This is a genomic window from Arthrobacter sp. MA-N2 (assembly GCF_000517125.1).
Lineage (GTDB): Bacteria > Actinomycetota > Actinomycetes > Actinomycetales > Micrococcaceae > Arthrobacter > Arthrobacter methylotrophus.
In genome coordinates this window covers 3,623,461-3,639,045 of record NZ_KI912155.1, presented here as the reverse complement: position 1 = coordinate 3,639,045, position 15,585 = coordinate 3,623,461, and the positions used below count along the sequence as shown (strand labels likewise).

The following is a 15,585-nucleotide window of genomic DNA, read 5'->3' as shown; positions in this document are numbered from 1 at the left end:
GCACACTCAACATTGGAGCAACCGTGAGCATTGAGCGCACCCTTGTACTGATCAAGCCCGACGGCGTCGCCCGCAACCTGAGCGGCACCATCCTCGCCCGCATCGAGTCCAAGGGGTACTCCCTGGCCGAATTGAAGAAGGTCACCGCCACCCGCGAACTGCTGGAACAGCACTACGAAGAGCACGTCGGCAAGCCGTTCTACGAGCCGCTGCTCGAATTCATGCTGAGCGGCCCGGTTGTCGTGGCCATTTTCGAGGGTCACCGCGTCATTGAAGGCTTCCGTTCGCTCGCCGGTATCACGGACCCGACGACCGCGGCGCCTGGCACCATCCGCGGCGACTTCGGCCGCGACTGGGGTCTGGCCGTGCAGCAGAACCTGGTGCACGGATCCGACTCGGTGGATTCCGCCGAGCGTGAGATCAAGATCTGGTTCGGCGCGTAGTTTCACGCCAAGACCAATGCCGGAAGGGGCCCATGTTCACGCGAACATGGGCCCCTTCCGCTGTGTAGCGCTCAGTAACCGGACGTTCCGATGAAGACATTGATGAAGGCGAAGAAAATGCTCGCAATCACGCCGACGTAGAGCAGCGCGGAAATGATCCAGCCGGATTCGCCCAGGATCTTCGCCAGGCGGGCGGGCGCCGGAATGACACCATGCACCACATTCCTGACGGTCACGAACACGAAAAGCGGAATCATGCAGGCCCACACCACCATGCAGAACGGGCACAGGATGTGGATGACATACAGGGCCTGGGACCAAAGCCAGACGATGAAGATGAAGCCCAGGGTCACGCCGGTCTGCAGCCCGATCCAGTACCAGCGGGCAAATTTGGCCCCTGCAAAGATCGCCATGGCAGTGGTGATGATCACTGCGAAGGCGACAATACCGATGAACATGTTGGGAAAACCGAAGACCGAACTCTGTGGAGTCTTCATGACGCTGCCGCAGGACACCCACGGGTTGACGTCGCAGAGCGTGACGTGGTTGGGGTCGATAAGAACCTGCAGTTTCTCCAGGACAAGTGCGCCGGATGCCAGCCAGGCAACAGCACCCGTGAGGAGCAGGAGCCACGCAAAGGGCCGGTCGCGAAGCATCCGCGGCACGGTCGCCTCGGATGGGTCACTCCCAGCCGAGGTTTTTCCCTCGCGACGGGCATCGTTGTTGGCCAGGTTCGGGCTGGCGGGGCTCGGCATGATGGGTGTCCTTTTCTGGAGAAAGCGGCACAGGGCCGGGGACTGCTCTTGGGAGGATTCTAGCCGCGGCGGCTGGGGGACGCCGCCAGGGAAGCTTGCGGCTCGGAAGCTTTTACAGCGTGGTTCCTCCCGGCAGTCCGGGCGTGTGAGAGAATAAAAATGGCCGGAAGCCGATCCACATGCGGAATCCGGTCCGGTATCTTGTTCCCAAGACCGCCAGTCACAAGCAGGGCATGCCCAGGATCCAATGATTCCGGTAGGCCCGCAGAGGCAATGGACGGCACCTGGTTGTGGCAATAGAACAACGGGTTTGGAGCGAGGCCGGCTTTCCGTGGATGCCGCCCCCCATGCTGGTGCGAACCGGAAAGACCACTACTGACTTCTGTCAACGCCTGCGGGTTTTGACAATATTGCCCCTCTGGGCGCCGGATGTGGCGGTTGCGCAAGGGCAGGAGTGTTGCCACATATGGATATTGAGCAAGTTGTAGCCGCCGCCGAAGATGCGGCGTCCACCGAGACCACAGAAGCACCCAAGAAGGTCACCCGCACCCGCCGCAAGGCGGCGCCGAAGACGGCCGCCGCAGAGGAAGCTCCCGACGCCGGAGCTATCGCAGCGGAAGCGGAGCCGCTTGCCGCGGCCGCGGACACCGTAGAACCCAAGGCCCCTGTCCGGCGCAGCCGGACTCGAAAGAAGGTCGAATCTCCGGAGCCGTTGCCAGGTTTCGCGGAGGGAGGTTCCGCGGAAGCCGCCGAGGCTGCTGCGGTTGTCGAACCTGAAGGAGCAGCAGAGGCCGAAGCTGCTCCCGAAAAGCCGGTCCGCCGTCGTCGGACGCCGAGGGCAAAAGCCGCCGAGGAAACGCCCGCCGAAGAAGCGGCGGCCCCCGCTGAAGCTGCCGAAATACCGGCCAGTGAAACCGTAGCCAGTGAAATACCAGCAGAAGAACCGGCCGCTGAGGCGGAAGCTACAAGCCCGATGGCTTCGCTGTTCCTTGAACCAGGCTCGATCACGTCAATGATCTTCCAAGCACCTGACCTGAGCACCGTGGTCAGGCCTGCCGTTGCCGAAGAGGCACCCGAAGCCGATAGCGGCGAGGACGTTGCGGAAGACAACGAATTGGACGACGCCGGCAGCCGCCGTCGTCGTGGCCGTCGTGGCCGTCGTGGCCGCCGGGGCAACGAGCGCGAGGAAGCCGCGGGCGAAGAAACGTCCGCCGAATCCGAATCCGAAGACGAGACCGAGACCGGAACCGAGGAAACCCTCGAAGAAGGCGTGACGTCGCGTCGTCGTCGGCGCCGTCGCCGGGGCGACCAGGACCTGGAGCTGACAGGCGGTGGAGACGACGATCCCCCCAACACGGTGACCCGGGTCCGCGCCCCGCGCGCACATGTGGAGTCCACCAGCAGCTCCGACCGCGTCACCAGCGTCAAGGGCTCCACCCGCCTTGAGGCCAAAAAGCAGCGCCGCCGCGAGTCCCGCGAAACCGGCCGCCGCCGCCAGGTCATCACCGAAGCCGAGTTCCTGGCGCGGCGCGAGTCCGTCGACCGCCAGATGATCGTTCGCCAGCGCGACGACAGGATCCAGATCGGTGTCCTGGAAGATGGCGTGCTCGCGGAGCACTTCGTGTCCAAGACACAGCAGGATTCCCTGATCGGCAACGTCTACCTGGGCAAGGTCCAGAATGTGCTGCCATCCATGGAAGCTGCATTCGTCGACATCGGACGCGGACGCAATGCCGTGCTGTACGCCGGTGAAGTCAACTGGGATGCGGTCACCTTGGAAGGCAAGCCGCGCCGCATCGAGAACGCCCTGAAATCCGGTGATTCAGTGCTGGTGCAGGTCACCAAGGATCCCGTGGGTCACAAGGGCGCACGCTTGACGAGCCAGATCTCGCTTCCCGGCCGTTACCTCGTATACGTCCCCGGCGGTTCCATGACAGGCATTTCCCGCAAGCTGCCCGACGTCGAGCGCAACCGCCTGAAGAAGATTCTCAAGGATCGCCTCCCGGAGAACGCGGGCGTTATTGTCCGCACTGCCGCCGAGGGTGCTTCCGAGGAAGAGCTGACTCACGATATCAACCGCCTGCGAGCCCAGTGGGAAGGCATCGAAAGCCAGTCCACTTCCACCAAGATCCTCGCTCCCGAACTGCTGTACGGCGAACCGGACCTGACCATCAAAGTGGTCCGCGACGTTTTCAACGAGGACTTTTCCAAACTCATCGTCTCCGGCGACGAAGCATGGGACACGATCGAGGCCTACGTCACCTACGTGGCGCCGGACTTGGTGGGCCGCCTTGAAAAATGGACCTCCGATCAGGATATTTTCTCCGCTTGGCGCGTGGACGAGCAGATCCACAAGGCCTTGGAACGCAAGGTCTTCCTGCCCTCCGGTGGTTCGCTCGTGATCGACCGCACCGAGGCCATGACGGTTGTTGACGTCAACACCGGGAAGTTCACCGGCAGCGGTGGCAACCTTGAGGAAACCGTCACCAAGAACAACCTTGAGGCCGCTGAAGAAGTGGTCCGCCAGTTGCGCTTGCGCGACATCGGCGGAATTATCGTCATCGACTTTATCGACATGGTCCTGGAATCCAACCGCGATCTCGTGTTGCGTCGCTTGGTCGAGTGCCTTGGCCGGGACCGCACGAAGCACCAGGTTGCCGAAGTGACCTCGCTGGGCCTGGTCCAGATGACCCGCAAGCGCATGGGGACCGGCCTGCTTGAGGTCTTTGGAGAACAGTGTGAAACCTGCGCTGGCCGGGGGATTGTCACCCACGACGAGCCCGTGGAACACCGTCGGGCCAACGTAGTGGCCGCGGAGCACCACCACCCGCGCACCGAATCACAGCCGGCCACCCGCCCGGAGCAGCGCAAGCGCCGGCGCGGAAGGAGCGCAGGGCCTGCGGAGCTCCCGATGACCCCTCCTGCAGTGGTCCATACTGCCGAATCGACGGATCCGAGCCGACAGGCGGCAACCCGCGCCGCCCTGGCCACCATCGCAGCTGCGGCCCACGCTGCCCACCTGCACGACGACGAGCTGCACCACGCCGCGGAATCGCCGGCGGAGGGGCGCGGGACTGAAGTCCGGGGCCCTGCGGCCGGGGCGGCTCCCGCCCAGGCACCTGCTGCATCCAGTAGCGAGGAACGTTCGAAGCCGGTGTTGCGCTTTGGTGGCGAGGAAGTGGCGTTGCCCTTCGTTCACCACGAAGAAGAACCAGTGAGTCCCGCGCCTGCCATGAGCTTGGATCTCTTGGCACAGGCGTTTGCGGGCCTCGGCGAGGCTCCCGACACCGAAGCTCCCCATAGCGAAGCCCGCAATACTGAAGCCCGCCAGACTGCGGTGACGGCCCAGGAGGCGCCTCCGGCGACCTCCGTGGCCGGTGTCACTGCAGATTCCTCGGATGCAGGATCGCGTGGCCGCCGAAGCCGCCGTAACCGTAGTGCCAGCCGGGCCCAGGGTGCAGCCAACGCCACCAACGTGGAGCACCACGAGGTGGCCGCAGCTGCCTCCGGCGGGGCCGCGCACGAGGCCAAGGCGCCCGAAGCGGCTCCGGCCAAAGCGACGGCGGCAGCAGAGCCGATCATCCTCGGCGTCGGCGTGCCGAAGTCCGAGCTCTAAGAGCACGCCCTCTCCGAGGCCCCGGCCGTTACCGTTCCTGCGGTAGCCGCCGGGGCTTCGGCGTTCCCGGGCTCTTGACCGGACTTTTCACCGGACTTTTCAGCCTGTATCGCATGATCCGGGTTAAGCTGGGTGACTGACACGGGGTGCCGCGCACCAAGCCGGCTGAGACCAGACCCGTAGAACCTGTCCGGTTAGCACCGGCGAAGGGATGTCTCCTATGACTTCTTCAGCGCATTCAGCTGTTTACCCGCTCAAGGTCATTCAACGTTCCGTTCCCAGGGTCCTCAGCATTGCCGGCTCGGATCCTTCGGGCGGCGCCGGCATCCAAGCCGATCTGAAGAGCATTGCGGCCAACGGCGGTTACGGCATGGCTGCCATCACGGCGCTCACGGTACAGAACACTCAGGGAGTCACCGCGGTCCATGTGCCTCCCGTGGAGTTCCTGCGCCAGCAGCTGGATGCCATTAGCGATGACATCACGGTCGACGCCGTCAAAATCGGCATGCTCGGCGACGCGACCGTCATCGCCGAGGTCCGCCGCTGGCTCGGCGAGGTGCGGCCCGCCGTCGTCGTCCTGGACCCGGTGATGATCGCCACCAGCGGGGACCGGCTTCTGGCGGAGTCCGCTGAAGCTGCGCTTCGGCAACTTCTCCCGCTTGCGGATCTGGTGACCCCCAACCTTCCCGAGCTGGCAATGCTGCTCGGAGAACCGGAGGCAAGCGACTGGGCTACCGCGTTGGAGCAGGGCAAGCGCTTGGCTGCTGCCTGCGGAAACACCGTTCTGGTGAAGGGCGGCCATCTGCAGGGTGCCAGCTGCCCCGACGCCCTGGTCAACACCGGGGGGCTCCTGAGCCAGGACGTGGTGGAAATTCCCGGCGAGCGGGTGGAGACCCGAAATAGCCACGGCACGGGGTGTTCTTTGTCGTCGGCGATGGCCACGGCCATGGCGCGGCTTGGCGATTGGGAATCCGCCCTGCGTGTCGTCAAGCCTTGGCTTCAGGAGGCGCTGGCCCAGTCGGCGGTGTTGGAGGTGGGGAAGGGCAACGGGCCGGTCCACCACTTCCACGCGTACCAGCACTCGCTTCGGCCGGGAGATTTTGCGGTCCGGATGTGGGAGGCCGCCCAAACGGAACTTGCCGCCATTTATGGCCTGGACTTCATCCAGGGCCTGCAGTCCGGCGGGCTCGACGAAGGGCAGTTCACCTACTACTTGGCCCAGGATGCCCTCTATCTCAATGGCTATTCCCGGGTTTTGGCGAGGGCAAGCGCCCTTGCCCCGAGCGAAGCCGAACAGCTGTTCTGGGCCCGCGGCTCGCAAATGTGCCTTGAAGTCGAATCGGAGCTGCACCGGAACTGGCTCAACGGACGTCAGGCAAGCGGAGAACGGGGTCCAGTCACCAAAGCCTACGTGGACCACCTGATGGCGGCGTCGGCGTCGGGCAGCTACCCGGTGCTTCTGGCGGCGATCCTGCCTTGCTACTGGTTGTATGCCGAGGTGGGCCAGCAGCTCCATCACGGCTATCTTGCTGCGGGAGCCTCGGCCGAGCATCCTTACGCGGAGTGGCTGCGAACCTACGCAGACGAGGAATTCGCCGAGGCAACCCGCAAGGCGATCGACATCACAGATGCGGCCGCGCAGGCCGCTTCCCCGGCGGAGCGCACGGCGATGATGGAGGCGTTTTCCGGGTCCTGCCGCTACGAAACCGCGTTTTTCGATGCTCCTCGGCTCCACGGCTGAGCCTGGTTCGTTGCGCCCCAAGACTCGGTGAGGGGCTATTTCGCCGGGCGCTGCAGCGTGTTGGACTGAGGATCCAAGCTTTTCCCGGCCGGCAGGGTATGGTGGACGGGCACGGTAGCGGACGGCGGCATAGCCTGTCTGTGGCAGCCATCACATGGCGGCCTCCGGGCCTGGCCTCATTTGCAGCCGAAGGCGAAACTAGCGTAATCTAGATCTTCGGTGCTTACGCCAACACTTGGGTTATGCCCCTAGAGACTTTTCTGTGAAACTAGCCTTTCATTCGGAACTGTTCGAGGGATGACTCATGGATTCCGTACCGGAGTCCACGGCGTTGAGGCACAGCGTGAACCAGGTCCGTTTTCGGATCGGGGTTCCGCACGCAAATTTAGTAATAAACGTCGAGAGAAGTGAGTGCCCAAGTGGTGTACGCGATTGTCCGCGCAGGCGGCCGCCAAGAAAAGGTTTCCGTTGGAGACTACGTAACCCTGAACCGCGTCCCCGGTGGAGCCGGCAGCACCCTTGAGCTGCCCGCACTGCTCCTGGTGGACGGTGACAAGGTCACCTCCGCCGCTGCGGATCTGGCCAAGGTCAAGGTTACGGCTGAGATCCTCGAAGACCTCCGTGGTCCGAAGATCGTCATCCAGAAGTTCAAGAACAAGACCGGCTACAAGAAGCGCCAGGGTCACCGTCAAGAACTGACCAAGATCAAGATCACCGGTATCAAGTAACCACTGGTTGTTCTTCAGGTTTTCAACAGATTCCCCAGAATTTAAAGGCAGGCATTTCAAATGGCACATAAAAAAGGCGCGAGTTCCACTCGCAACGGTCGTGACTCCAACGCCCAGTACCTCGGCGTAAAGCGCTTCGGTGGCCAGGTCGTTTCCGCAGGCGAAATCATCGTCCGCCAGCGGGGTACCCACTTCCACCCGGGCGCCGGCGTCGGCCGCGGTGGCGACGACACCCTGTTCGCCCTGCAGGCAGGTGCGGTTGAGTTCGGTACTCGCCGTGGCCGTCGCGTAGTGAACATCGTTGCTGCTGCAGCTGCAGAGTAATAACACGTTCTGAACGGGTGGAGCGGGCCGTATGGCCCGCTCCACTTGTCTTTTTAACCGCACTAGAATTTACTAGGGCGCGCGGTGGCGCAAAGCTTGCACCACGCATTTCAAGCAGTACTTTCCACACAGAGGAGAAACACGTGGCGACCTTCGTAGACCGGGTAGTACTTCACGTATCCGGCGGAACAGGCGGCCACGGCTGTGTCTCTGTTAAGCGCGAGAAGTTCAAGCCGCTCGGCGGACCCGACGGCGGTAACGGCGGTAACGGCGGCGACGTCATCCTGCGCGTTGATGCCCAGACCACCACTTTGCTTGATTACCACCACGCACCGCACCGCCACGCAACCAACGGCGGCCCGGGCATGGGTGACTGGCGCGGCGGCAAGAACGGTGAAACCCTGGTGCTTCCGGTTCCGGATGGCACCGTGGTCAAGACCAAGGACGGTGTTGTCCTGGCCGACCTCGTAGGAGAAGGCACCGAATTCATCGCCGCTGCCGGTGGCCAGGGCGGCCTCGGCAACTCCTCCTTGTCTTCGCAGAAACGCCGGGCTCCGGGTTTCGCGCTCCTCGGTATTGAAGGCGATTCCAGCGACATCGTCCTGGAACTGAAGTCCATTGCCGACATCGCGCTGGTCGGCTTCCCCTCGGCAGGCAAGTCCAGCCTCGTCGCAGCGATGTCAGCGGCTCGGCCCAAAATCGCCGACTACCCGTTCACCACCCTGATTCCCAACCTTGGCGTGGTCCAGGCCGGTGACGTCCGATTCACTATTGCCGACGTTCCCGGGCTGATCGAAGGAGCAAGCGAAGGAAAGGGCCTCGGCCATAACTTCCTGCGCCACGTGGAGCGTTGTGCTGCGCTGGTGCACGTGCTGGACTGTGGAACCTTGGAAGCGGAAAGAGACCCGCTCTCTGACCTTGCGATCATCGAGCAAGAGTTGGACAAGTACGCGGTGGACATGAGCTACGCCGGCGTGGACGGCGAAGTGGTCCCCCTGAATGAACGCCCCAAGCTTGTTGTACTCAACAAGGTGGACCTGCCGGATGGCCGGGACATGGCGGAGTTTGTCCGTCCGGAACTGGAACAGCGCGGCTACCGCGTCTTCGAAGTTTCCGCCACGAGCCATGAAGGCCTGCGCCAACTGAGCTACGCCATGGGCGAGATTGTCATGGCCGCCCGCAAGGCCGTTGCCACTGCGCCTCCCAAGGTTGTTGCTCCTGTGCTCCGCCCGCGCGCGGTCAATGAGTCCGGCTTCAAGATCCGCCGCGAGGAAAAGAACCTCGAGCCGCTCTTCCGCGTGTTGGGGGAGAAGCCGGTCCGCTGGGTCAAGCAGACTGATTTCACCAACGAAGAAGCCATCGGCTACTTGGCAGATCGCCTGGCCAAGCTCGGCATTGAAAACGAGTTGTTCAAGATGGGCGCGATTCCGGGTGACACCGTGGTGATCGGCGAAGAGGACGGCGTCGTGTTCGACTGGGAGCCCACCATGATGGCGGGCGCCGAACTCCTGGCAACGCCGCGAGGCACCGACATCCGTGTTGCCGACATCGGCGATCGGCCCACCCGTTCGCAGAAGCGCGACGAGCAGATCGAACGCCGCGAAGCCAAGGCCGCCGCGCGCGCCGAGCTGGAAGCCGAGCGCAAGGCGGGCATCTGGACCGAGTCCGTGAGTGGCCGTCGGCTACCCAGGCCCCTGAAGGAAAGCGGCCTGGAAGCCGAAAATGACGACTAGTACGGCCCGCATCGCTGAAGCCACTGATGGTGACGACGCCGCCGAACGCCAAGCGTTGGCCGGCGCCAAGCGGATCGTGGTCAAGGTGGGTTCGTCCTCGCTGACCAGCATCAAGGGTGGCATCTCGGAGAAGGCGCTGACTGCACTCGTCCACGCTCTGGCCGAGAAGCGCAACTCGGGGACCGAGATCATTCTGGTCTCCTCCGGTGCCATCGCGGCAGGTCTCGCACCGCTCGGCCTTGCCAAACGTCCGAAGGATCTCGCCACACAGCAGGCTGCCGCCAGCGTGGGGCAGGGGCTGTTGATGGCGCGTTACTCGCAGGCTTTTGCCGCGCATGGAGTCACCGTCAGCCAGGTCCTGCTGACCGCGGATGACTTGATGCGGCGCACGCAGCACAGCAACGCGTACCGGGCGTTGGACCGTTTGTTGAACCTCGGCGTGGTGCCGGTCGTGAACGAAAACGACACCGTAGCCACGCACGAAATCCGCTTTGGCGACAATGACCGCTTGGCCGCCTTGGTGGCGCACCTCGTGCGTGCGGACGCGCTGGTCCTGCTTTCCGACGTCGACGCCCTCTACGACGGTCCGCCGTCGTTGGGCGCCAAGCGCATCCCGCTCGTTAGCGGTCCCCAGGACCTCGTCGGCGTGACCATCGGCAAGGCGGGCAAGGCAGGAGTCGGTACCGGTGGCATGACCACCAAGGTGGAGGCTGCGTCCATCGCCGCGGGCTCCGGCATCCACGCCCTTGTGACGTCGACGGCGAATGCCGCAGCCGCCCTCGCGGGCGAAGACGTGGGCACGTGGTTCGCCATCAATGGCAACCGCAAACCCGTCCGTCTGCTCTGGTTGGCCCACCTCGCGTCGGTTCGGGGCCGTTTGGTGCTCGACGACGGCGCTGTCAAGGCTGTGCGCGACCGCCACACTTCGCTGCTGCCCGCCGGGATTTCATCCGTGCAGGGGGACTTTGAGCCCGGCGACCCGGTGGAGATGTTTTCCCACGAGGGCACTGTCATTGCCCGGGGGCTGGTGAACTATTCCTCGGAGGAGCTTCCCCGCATGCTTGGCCGCTCAACCAAGGAGCTCGCCAAGGACCTTGGCAGGGGATATGACCGCGTAGTTGTTCATGTTGACGACCTCGTACTGGTCCAGTCGTCCCGCTCCACTAAACTTGGAGAATGACTGAGGCTCTTACCCCCGATGCTCCCGTGATGACCGACGCCCTGACTTCCGGCCATGCCGCCCAGGCGCCGGAAACCCGGGAGCCGGGAACTGCGCCACTCACCCCCGAGCAGGTCGAAGCTGCCGTGCACTCGATTGCCGACCGCTCGCGACACGCCACGCGCCGTATGGGACACGCGAACCGTGCCTGGAAGGACCGCGCCCTGCGTGCCATTGGCTCCGCCCTGCGGGAACACGAAGCGGAAGTTCTCGCAGCCAACGCCAAGGACGTCGAGGCAGGCCGCATCAACGGAACCTCCGCCGCCATGCTGGACCGATTGACCTTGACCGCGGCGCGTATTGAAGGCCTTGTGGCGGCACTTGAGAACCTCGCGGGCTTGCCTGACCCCGTGGGTAATGTGGTCCGCGGCCAGACGCTTCCGAATGGGCTGCGCCTGCGCCAGGTGAACGTGCCCATGGGAGTGGTCGCAGCGATCTACGAGGCCCGCCCCAACGTTACTGTCGATATCGCGGGACTTGCCTTGAAGAGTGGCAATGCCGTGATCCTGCGCGGCGGCTCGGCTGCTGCGCACACCAACGCGGCCTTGGTGGCGATCCTTCGTGATGCCCTGGAATCCGTGGGGCTGCCTGCCGACGCTGTCCAGACCGTGGACCAGTTCGGCCGCGAGGGCGCTGCTGTCCTGATGCGGGCCCGCGGCAGGGTGGACGTGCTGATTCCCCGCGGTGGACGCGATCTGATCCAGACTGTGGTGAACAACTCTTCTGTGCCCGTTATCGAGACCGGCGAAGGAAATGTTCATATCTTCATCGACGAATCCGCCAGCGAAGAGATGGCTGTCAATATCCTGCTCAACGCCAAGACCCAGCGCCCCAGCGTCTGCAACACGGTAGAGACCCTTTTGGTGCACTCGAAATCCACCGTGCTGCCCGCCGTCGCCGCCGCTCTGCGCTCCGCCGGCGTCACCTTGCATGTCGACCCGCGGATCCAGGCGGCGCTGTCCGGCGCGGTGGAGACGGTGCCGGCCGACGACGTCGATTGGGCCACCGAATACATGGATCTTGACCTCGCCGTAGCTATGGTTGACGACCTCGACGAGGCAGTCGCCCACATTCGGAAATGGTCGACGGGTCACACCGAAGCCATCCTGACGAACAATCTGGCGAACGCCGAGAAGTTCATCGCAGATATCGATTCTGCGGCTGTCATCGTGAACGCTTCGACGCGTTTCACGGATGGTGGCGAGCTCGGCTTGGGTGCCGAGGTGGGCATCTCTACCCAGAAGCTGCACGCACGCGGTCCGATGGGCCTCACTGAGTTGACCACTACCAAGTGGATCGTCCAGGGTGAAGGCCAGATCCGAAGCTAGCAACGCTGTAACATAGAACAGAAGTCCTGAACGGTGGGAGGATCCGCCGTCGAAATCCTTTGAACCGCTAGGGGAGAAAATGCAGTTTCAGCAGATCGCCATTTCCGTTCTCACCCAAGGGGGCGAGAGCGGAGCTGAAGCACCGGCTCCGTTGTGGGCTGAACCTTGGGTCTTCGGTGTCTCCATGTTCTGCATCTTGCTGGTGCTGATGTTCGTGGCAGTTTCCTACACGAATCTCGGCAACCGCCACGACGCCGTTGAAGAGCACTCGGATCCGCACCGCCAGCACCCGGCGAAGCACCCAGGGCTGGGTCACTAACATTTCCGCCGCAAAACCTTTCGAGGAAACGGGGCGCCGGCTTCGCTTGGGCGTGATGGGTGGGACATTCGATCCCATTCATCACGGCCACTTGGTTGCTGCCAGCGAGGTCGCTGCGAAGTTCCGCTTGGACGAAGTGGTCTTCGTGCCCACCGGACAGCCATGGCAGAAGTCGCACAAGCAGGTCAGCGAAGCGGAGCACCGGTACTTGATGACCGTCATTGCCACTGCTTCCAACCCCAATTTCACGGTGAGTCGCGTGGATGTGGACCGTCCCGGCCCCACGTTCACGATAGACACCTTGCGTGACCTCCGGAACCAGCGGCCGGATGCAGACCTTTTCTTCATCACGGGCGCGGACGCCCTGGCGCAGATACTTTCCTGGAAAGATGTCGACGAGCTCTGGTCATTGGCGCACTTCGTGGGTGTCACCCGGCCTGGTCACGTCCTTGATGGCATGGGCAGGGAGGACGTCAGTCTCCTGGAAGTGCCCGCCATGGCGATTTCCTCGACCGATTGCCGCGCCCGGGTGGGTGCCGGCAACCCGGTCTGGTACCTCGTACCTGACGGAGTAGTGCAGTACATCGCCAAATACAGGCTGTACTCGGGCAAACCCGGCATGGGGGAGCCCCTGCATGCTATGACCGGATCAGACCGCCAAGCCCGTACTGAGTGAGTTTTGAATGAGCCAGGAACAGCCCCCCATCCGTAGCCGGCGCGAGCTTCGGCGAGCCCGGGACGCCCGCCTGGGAGACACTGGCGGACGCCCGGCAGTAGCCGGGGCCGTTACTTCCAACGACGCCGAGCAGGCCCCTGCGGGAGCTTCGGCCAATCGGGTGCGCCGGGTGGCGGATGCTCCGGTGGACGCGAAGCCCGCCGCGGAACGTTCTTCCCAAGCGCGTGCCCGCGATCGTGCCGCCCTCCGCGCTATCAAAGAGCTCGCGGACAAAGAGCAGCAGCTTTCGCGCGGCGGTCCGCCCACACGCCGCCAGCTGCGCCTGCAGCAGTTACAGGAGGAAGTTGCCCCGGGAACCTCGGCGATCCCGATTGTGGCGACGCCCGCATCCGGGTCCAGGACCTCCAGCGTTCCCGCGCAAACCGCCGGCAAGCAACAGGCCGGTGACGCCCCCATTGGCACATCGCCCGACGGCAGTGTCAGGGTGACGGCAGGACCGCCTCCCGGTGCACCGGATATGACCGTGGAGCAGGCCTTGATGGCCCGCGAGCTGCTGGCTGCCCAGGCCAGGAATCAATCCAGCAAACTTGAGCACATTGCGGCCATGGAATCAGCGGTGGAGAAGGTTGGGGGACCTGGGCGCGACGTCGCCGGTTCGGACGACGAGCCGGCCGATCCTGAGGCTTTGGCTGAGCAAATCGCCCAGGCTGAACGCGAGGCGGTCCTCAACAAGAGGGCCATGGACAAGCAGAAGCTCGCCGAGCGGAACAGCCGTCCTCCGGCTGCGGTCCGGGTGGAGCCTTCTGCGGCCAGTAACCTCGCGATGGTCACCCCTTTGGAATTCGTGAAGGTTCCGGGACTTGACCGTCCTGTCATGAAGCCGCCCAGCACCAGCTTTGTCCCGCTGGTGACCTCGCCTGGAGCGAAGTTGAAGCCTGGGCAGTCGGCGTCGGGCAAGCCACGCAGCTTGCGCGGCAGGGCAGGAGTCCTTGCCCGCGCGGAAGCGGCCGCGAAAGCGGCCGGTCGCCGCCCGGCGTCGGGCCCTGCACCCGAGGGGGAGGCGTTCGCTGAAGCGGCCGAACATCCGCCCGTTTCTGCAACTTCGGCATACGGACTTGAACCGCTCGACGCCGCGACGGCAGGACTTGGACGCGCGCAACGTGCCCGCCTCTTGGTCCTGGGACTCGTCGGCATCGGAGTCATCGCCCTCATTACGGGCATCATCATGATCACCAGCGGACTGTCCCGCTGACCATAAAGGCTTTTGCCACCCAACAGGCTTCGTCCATTCTCGGAGCCGCATACAAGGAGTCCCGTGACTGCACATGAACAATCCGTCCTCTTGGCCCGCCATGCCGCCCGCGCGGCAGCGGACAAGCTGGCCGAGGACATCATCGCTCTGGACGTCAGCGAACGCCTGGCCCTGACCGACATTTTCCTGATCGCTTCCGCCCCGACTGAACGCCAGGTCAACGCCATTGTTGACGGCATTGAAGAGGAACTGCTCAAGCAGGATCTGCGCCCCGTGCGCCGCGAAGGGCGTTCCGAGGGCCGCTGGGTTCTGCTGGACTATGCCGACATCGTGGTGCACGTCCAGCACTCCGAAGACAGGGTGTTCTACGCGTTGGAACGCCTATGGAGAGACTGCCCGGTAGTTGATCTGGACCTCGGCGACGACGCTTCGGCGAAGGCTCCTGCCGTAGAGGAATCCTAGCCTCACAGCGGTAAAAGAACTGAATATGCCGGATTTGGAATTTTCAGAAACGCTGTTCTAAGATATTTGAGTTGCTTCGGAGGAATCCGAAATCGAGCTTGGGTTTCAAAGCCTTTGCGAGGTTCATGAAGCAGCAAGAATATGGGGCTGTGGCGCAGCTGGTAGCGCACCTGCATGGCATGCAGGGGGTCAGGGGTTCGAGTCCCCTCAGCTCCACCCTGGAGGCCTTATTCGAACCATCGACATCGTGGATGCCGTCGAGTAAGTTTTCAACGGTTACCAAAAGGGAACCACCAGATCTGGTGGTTCCCTTTTCTGTGTCGCTGTGGACCGCGTGGCGCGCCTGTGCGCGTCTCAGCGCGTCCGGGCGGCTTGCTCCTGCTCGGAGGGCCTGGTGGCCTGCGTGAGCGGCAGCCAGCGTCGAAACCGGTTCGGCCAGGAATGTCCCTGTTACTTCTTCGTCTTCTACCAAGACTTTGACGAAGAATGCTTGGTTGAGCTGGCGGCGCTCCTGGTCGCTGGCGGCCCGGTACAGGGCTTCCGGATCCGCCAGTAGGTCCAGATAGATTTCGAGATGGCGGGCTCCCGCTTCCAGATTGGATTCGACGCTGTCGAGCTGCTCGCGGACCCTGGTGCGCTGGCGCTCGATGTCGGTCAGTCGTGTGCGGATCCTGTCCTTGGTTATCGTGCCGTCGGCGGCGAGATCGAGCAGGTTCTCTTCTTTTGCGTCGCAGTCCTGCAGTGTGGCTGCCAGCTGCTTTTGAAGGAGTAGATTGGCGGTCTCTTTTTCGCGGAGGGCTTCGCGGATTCGGGTTCGAGCGAGGTCGATGAAGTCCGGTGTGAAGCGGAGCTTGCCGTATTCACGGATCATGGCATCTTCGAGTCTGGCGGTGCTTATGTGGCTGGTTGAACAGTCCTTGACTGTTCGTCCGGCGCAGAAGAAGTAGAAGTATTCGTTGCCACTCCTTCCTATCGAGCGTTGGATGACC

The 15,585-nt window shown here is 63.4% G+C and carries 15 protein-coding genes, 1 tRNA gene and 1 riboswitch; of the genes, 15 read left to right on the top strand and 1 reads right to left on the bottom strand.

Annotation, left to right across the window (positions count from 1 at the left end; translation table 11 throughout):
• Window positions 1–23: 23 nt before the first annotated feature.
• On the top strand, window positions 24–443 hold the full coding sequence (ndk, locus tag A3M3_RS0117755; protein WP_028267460.1) for a nucleoside-diphosphate kinase: 420 nt from the start codon (window positions 24–26) through the stop codon (window positions 441–443).
• 71 nt (window positions 444–514) lie between these two features.
• Here the strand turns inward: ndk and A3M3_RS0117750 are convergent, their stop codons facing one another.
• Complete coding sequence (locus tag A3M3_RS0117750) at window positions 515–1,198, bottom strand: vitamin K epoxide reductase family protein (protein WP_028267459.1); 684 nt, start codon at window positions 1,196–1,198, stop codon at window positions 515–517.
• A 466-nt stretch (window positions 1,199–1,664) separates the two neighbouring features.
• Between A3M3_RS0117750 and A3M3_RS0117745 the strand changes: the two genes are divergently transcribed.
• The 14 genes from A3M3_RS0117745 (at window position 1,665) to A3M3_RS0117680 (ending at window position 15,368) form a co-directional block, all read left to right on the top strand.
• The gene (locus A3M3_RS0117745) at window positions 1,665–4,814 is read left to right on the top strand and encodes an Rne/Rng family ribonuclease (RefSeq protein WP_028267458.1); all 3,150 of its coding nucleotides are present in this window, start codon (window positions 1,665–1,667) and stop codon (window positions 4,812–4,814) included.
• Between the two features lie 132 nt (window positions 4,815–4,946).
• Window positions 4,947–5,043: riboswitch (TPP riboswitch) on the top strand.
• Window positions 5,035–6,555: a bifunctional hydroxymethylpyrimidine kinase/phosphomethylpyrimidine kinase gene (gene thiD / locus A3M3_RS0117740; protein WP_028267457.1), complete on the top strand. Its 1,521-nt coding sequence runs from the start codon at window positions 5,035–5,037 to the stop codon at window positions 6,553–6,555. It overlaps the preceding riboswitch by 9 nt.
• Before the next feature lie 419 nt (window positions 6,556–6,974).
• Window positions 6,975–7,283 (top strand): 50S ribosomal protein L21, encoded by a 309-nt coding sequence (gene rplU, locus A3M3_RS0117735; protein WP_028267456.1) that lies wholly within the window; start codon window positions 6,975–6,977, stop codon window positions 7,281–7,283.
• 60 nt (window positions 7,284–7,343) lie between these two features.
• On the top strand, window positions 7,344–7,607 hold the full coding sequence (gene rpmA / locus A3M3_RS0117730; protein WP_003803426.1) for a 50S ribosomal protein L27: 264 nt from the start codon (window positions 7,344–7,346) through the stop codon (window positions 7,605–7,607).
• 143 nt (window positions 7,608–7,750) lie between these two features.
• A complete protein-coding gene (gene obgE, locus A3M3_RS0117725; RefSeq protein ID WP_028267455.1) occupies window positions 7,751–9,340 on the top strand; it encodes a GTPase ObgE in 1,590 nt (529 codons plus the stop codon).
• Window positions 9,330–10,520, top strand: a complete 1,191-nt coding sequence (gene proB, locus A3M3_RS0117720) for a glutamate 5-kinase (protein ID WP_028267454.1) — start codon at window positions 9,330–9,332, stop codon at window positions 10,518–10,520. Before obgE ends, proB begins: the two co-directional genes overlap by 11 nt.
• On the top strand, window positions 10,517–11,887 hold the full coding sequence (locus A3M3_RS0117715) for a glutamate-5-semialdehyde dehydrogenase (protein ID WP_028267453.1): 1,371 nt from the start codon (window positions 10,517–10,519) through the stop codon (window positions 11,885–11,887). The genes proB and A3M3_RS0117715 overlap by 4 nt, the downstream gene beginning before the upstream one ends.
• Window positions 11,888–11,966: 79 nt before the next feature.
• A complete protein-coding gene (locus A3M3_RS0117710; RefSeq protein WP_028267452.1) occupies window positions 11,967–12,206 on the top strand; it encodes a hypothetical protein in 240 nt (79 codons plus the stop codon).
• A gap of 46 nt (window positions 12,207–12,252) precedes the next feature.
• Window positions 12,253–12,882 (top strand): nicotinate-nucleotide adenylyltransferase, encoded by a 630-nt coding sequence (nadD, locus tag A3M3_RS0117705; protein WP_269317316.1) that lies wholly within the window; start codon window positions 12,253–12,255, stop codon window positions 12,880–12,882.
• A 7-nt stretch (window positions 12,883–12,889) separates the two neighbouring features.
• Window positions 12,890–14,134, top strand: a complete 1,245-nt coding sequence (locus A3M3_RS0117700; RefSeq protein ID WP_028267450.1) for a hypothetical protein — start codon at window positions 12,890–12,892, stop codon at window positions 14,132–14,134.
• Window positions 14,135–14,197: 63 nt separating this feature from the next.
• Window positions 14,198–14,596 carry a ribosome silencing factor gene (gene rsfS / locus A3M3_RS0117695; protein WP_028267449.1) on the top strand — a complete coding sequence of 133 codons (399 nt, stop codon included), beginning with the start codon at window positions 14,198–14,200 and terminating at the stop codon, window positions 14,594–14,596.
• A gap of 143 nt (window positions 14,597–14,739) precedes the next feature.
• Window positions 14,740–14,812 (top strand) — tRNA-Ala (locus tag A3M3_RS0117690).
• A 187-nt stretch (window positions 14,813–14,999) separates the two neighbouring features.
• Entirely contained in the window at window positions 15,000–15,152 is a 153-nt protein-coding gene (locus A3M3_RS28205) for a hypothetical protein (RefSeq protein WP_155854417.1), read from the top strand.
• Window positions 15,153–15,170: 18 nt separating this feature from the next.
• Complete coding sequence (locus A3M3_RS0117680) at window positions 15,171–15,368, top strand: hypothetical protein (protein WP_028267448.1); 198 nt, start codon at window positions 15,171–15,173, stop codon at window positions 15,366–15,368.
• The last annotated feature ends 217 nt before the right edge of the window (window positions 15,369–15,585 follow it).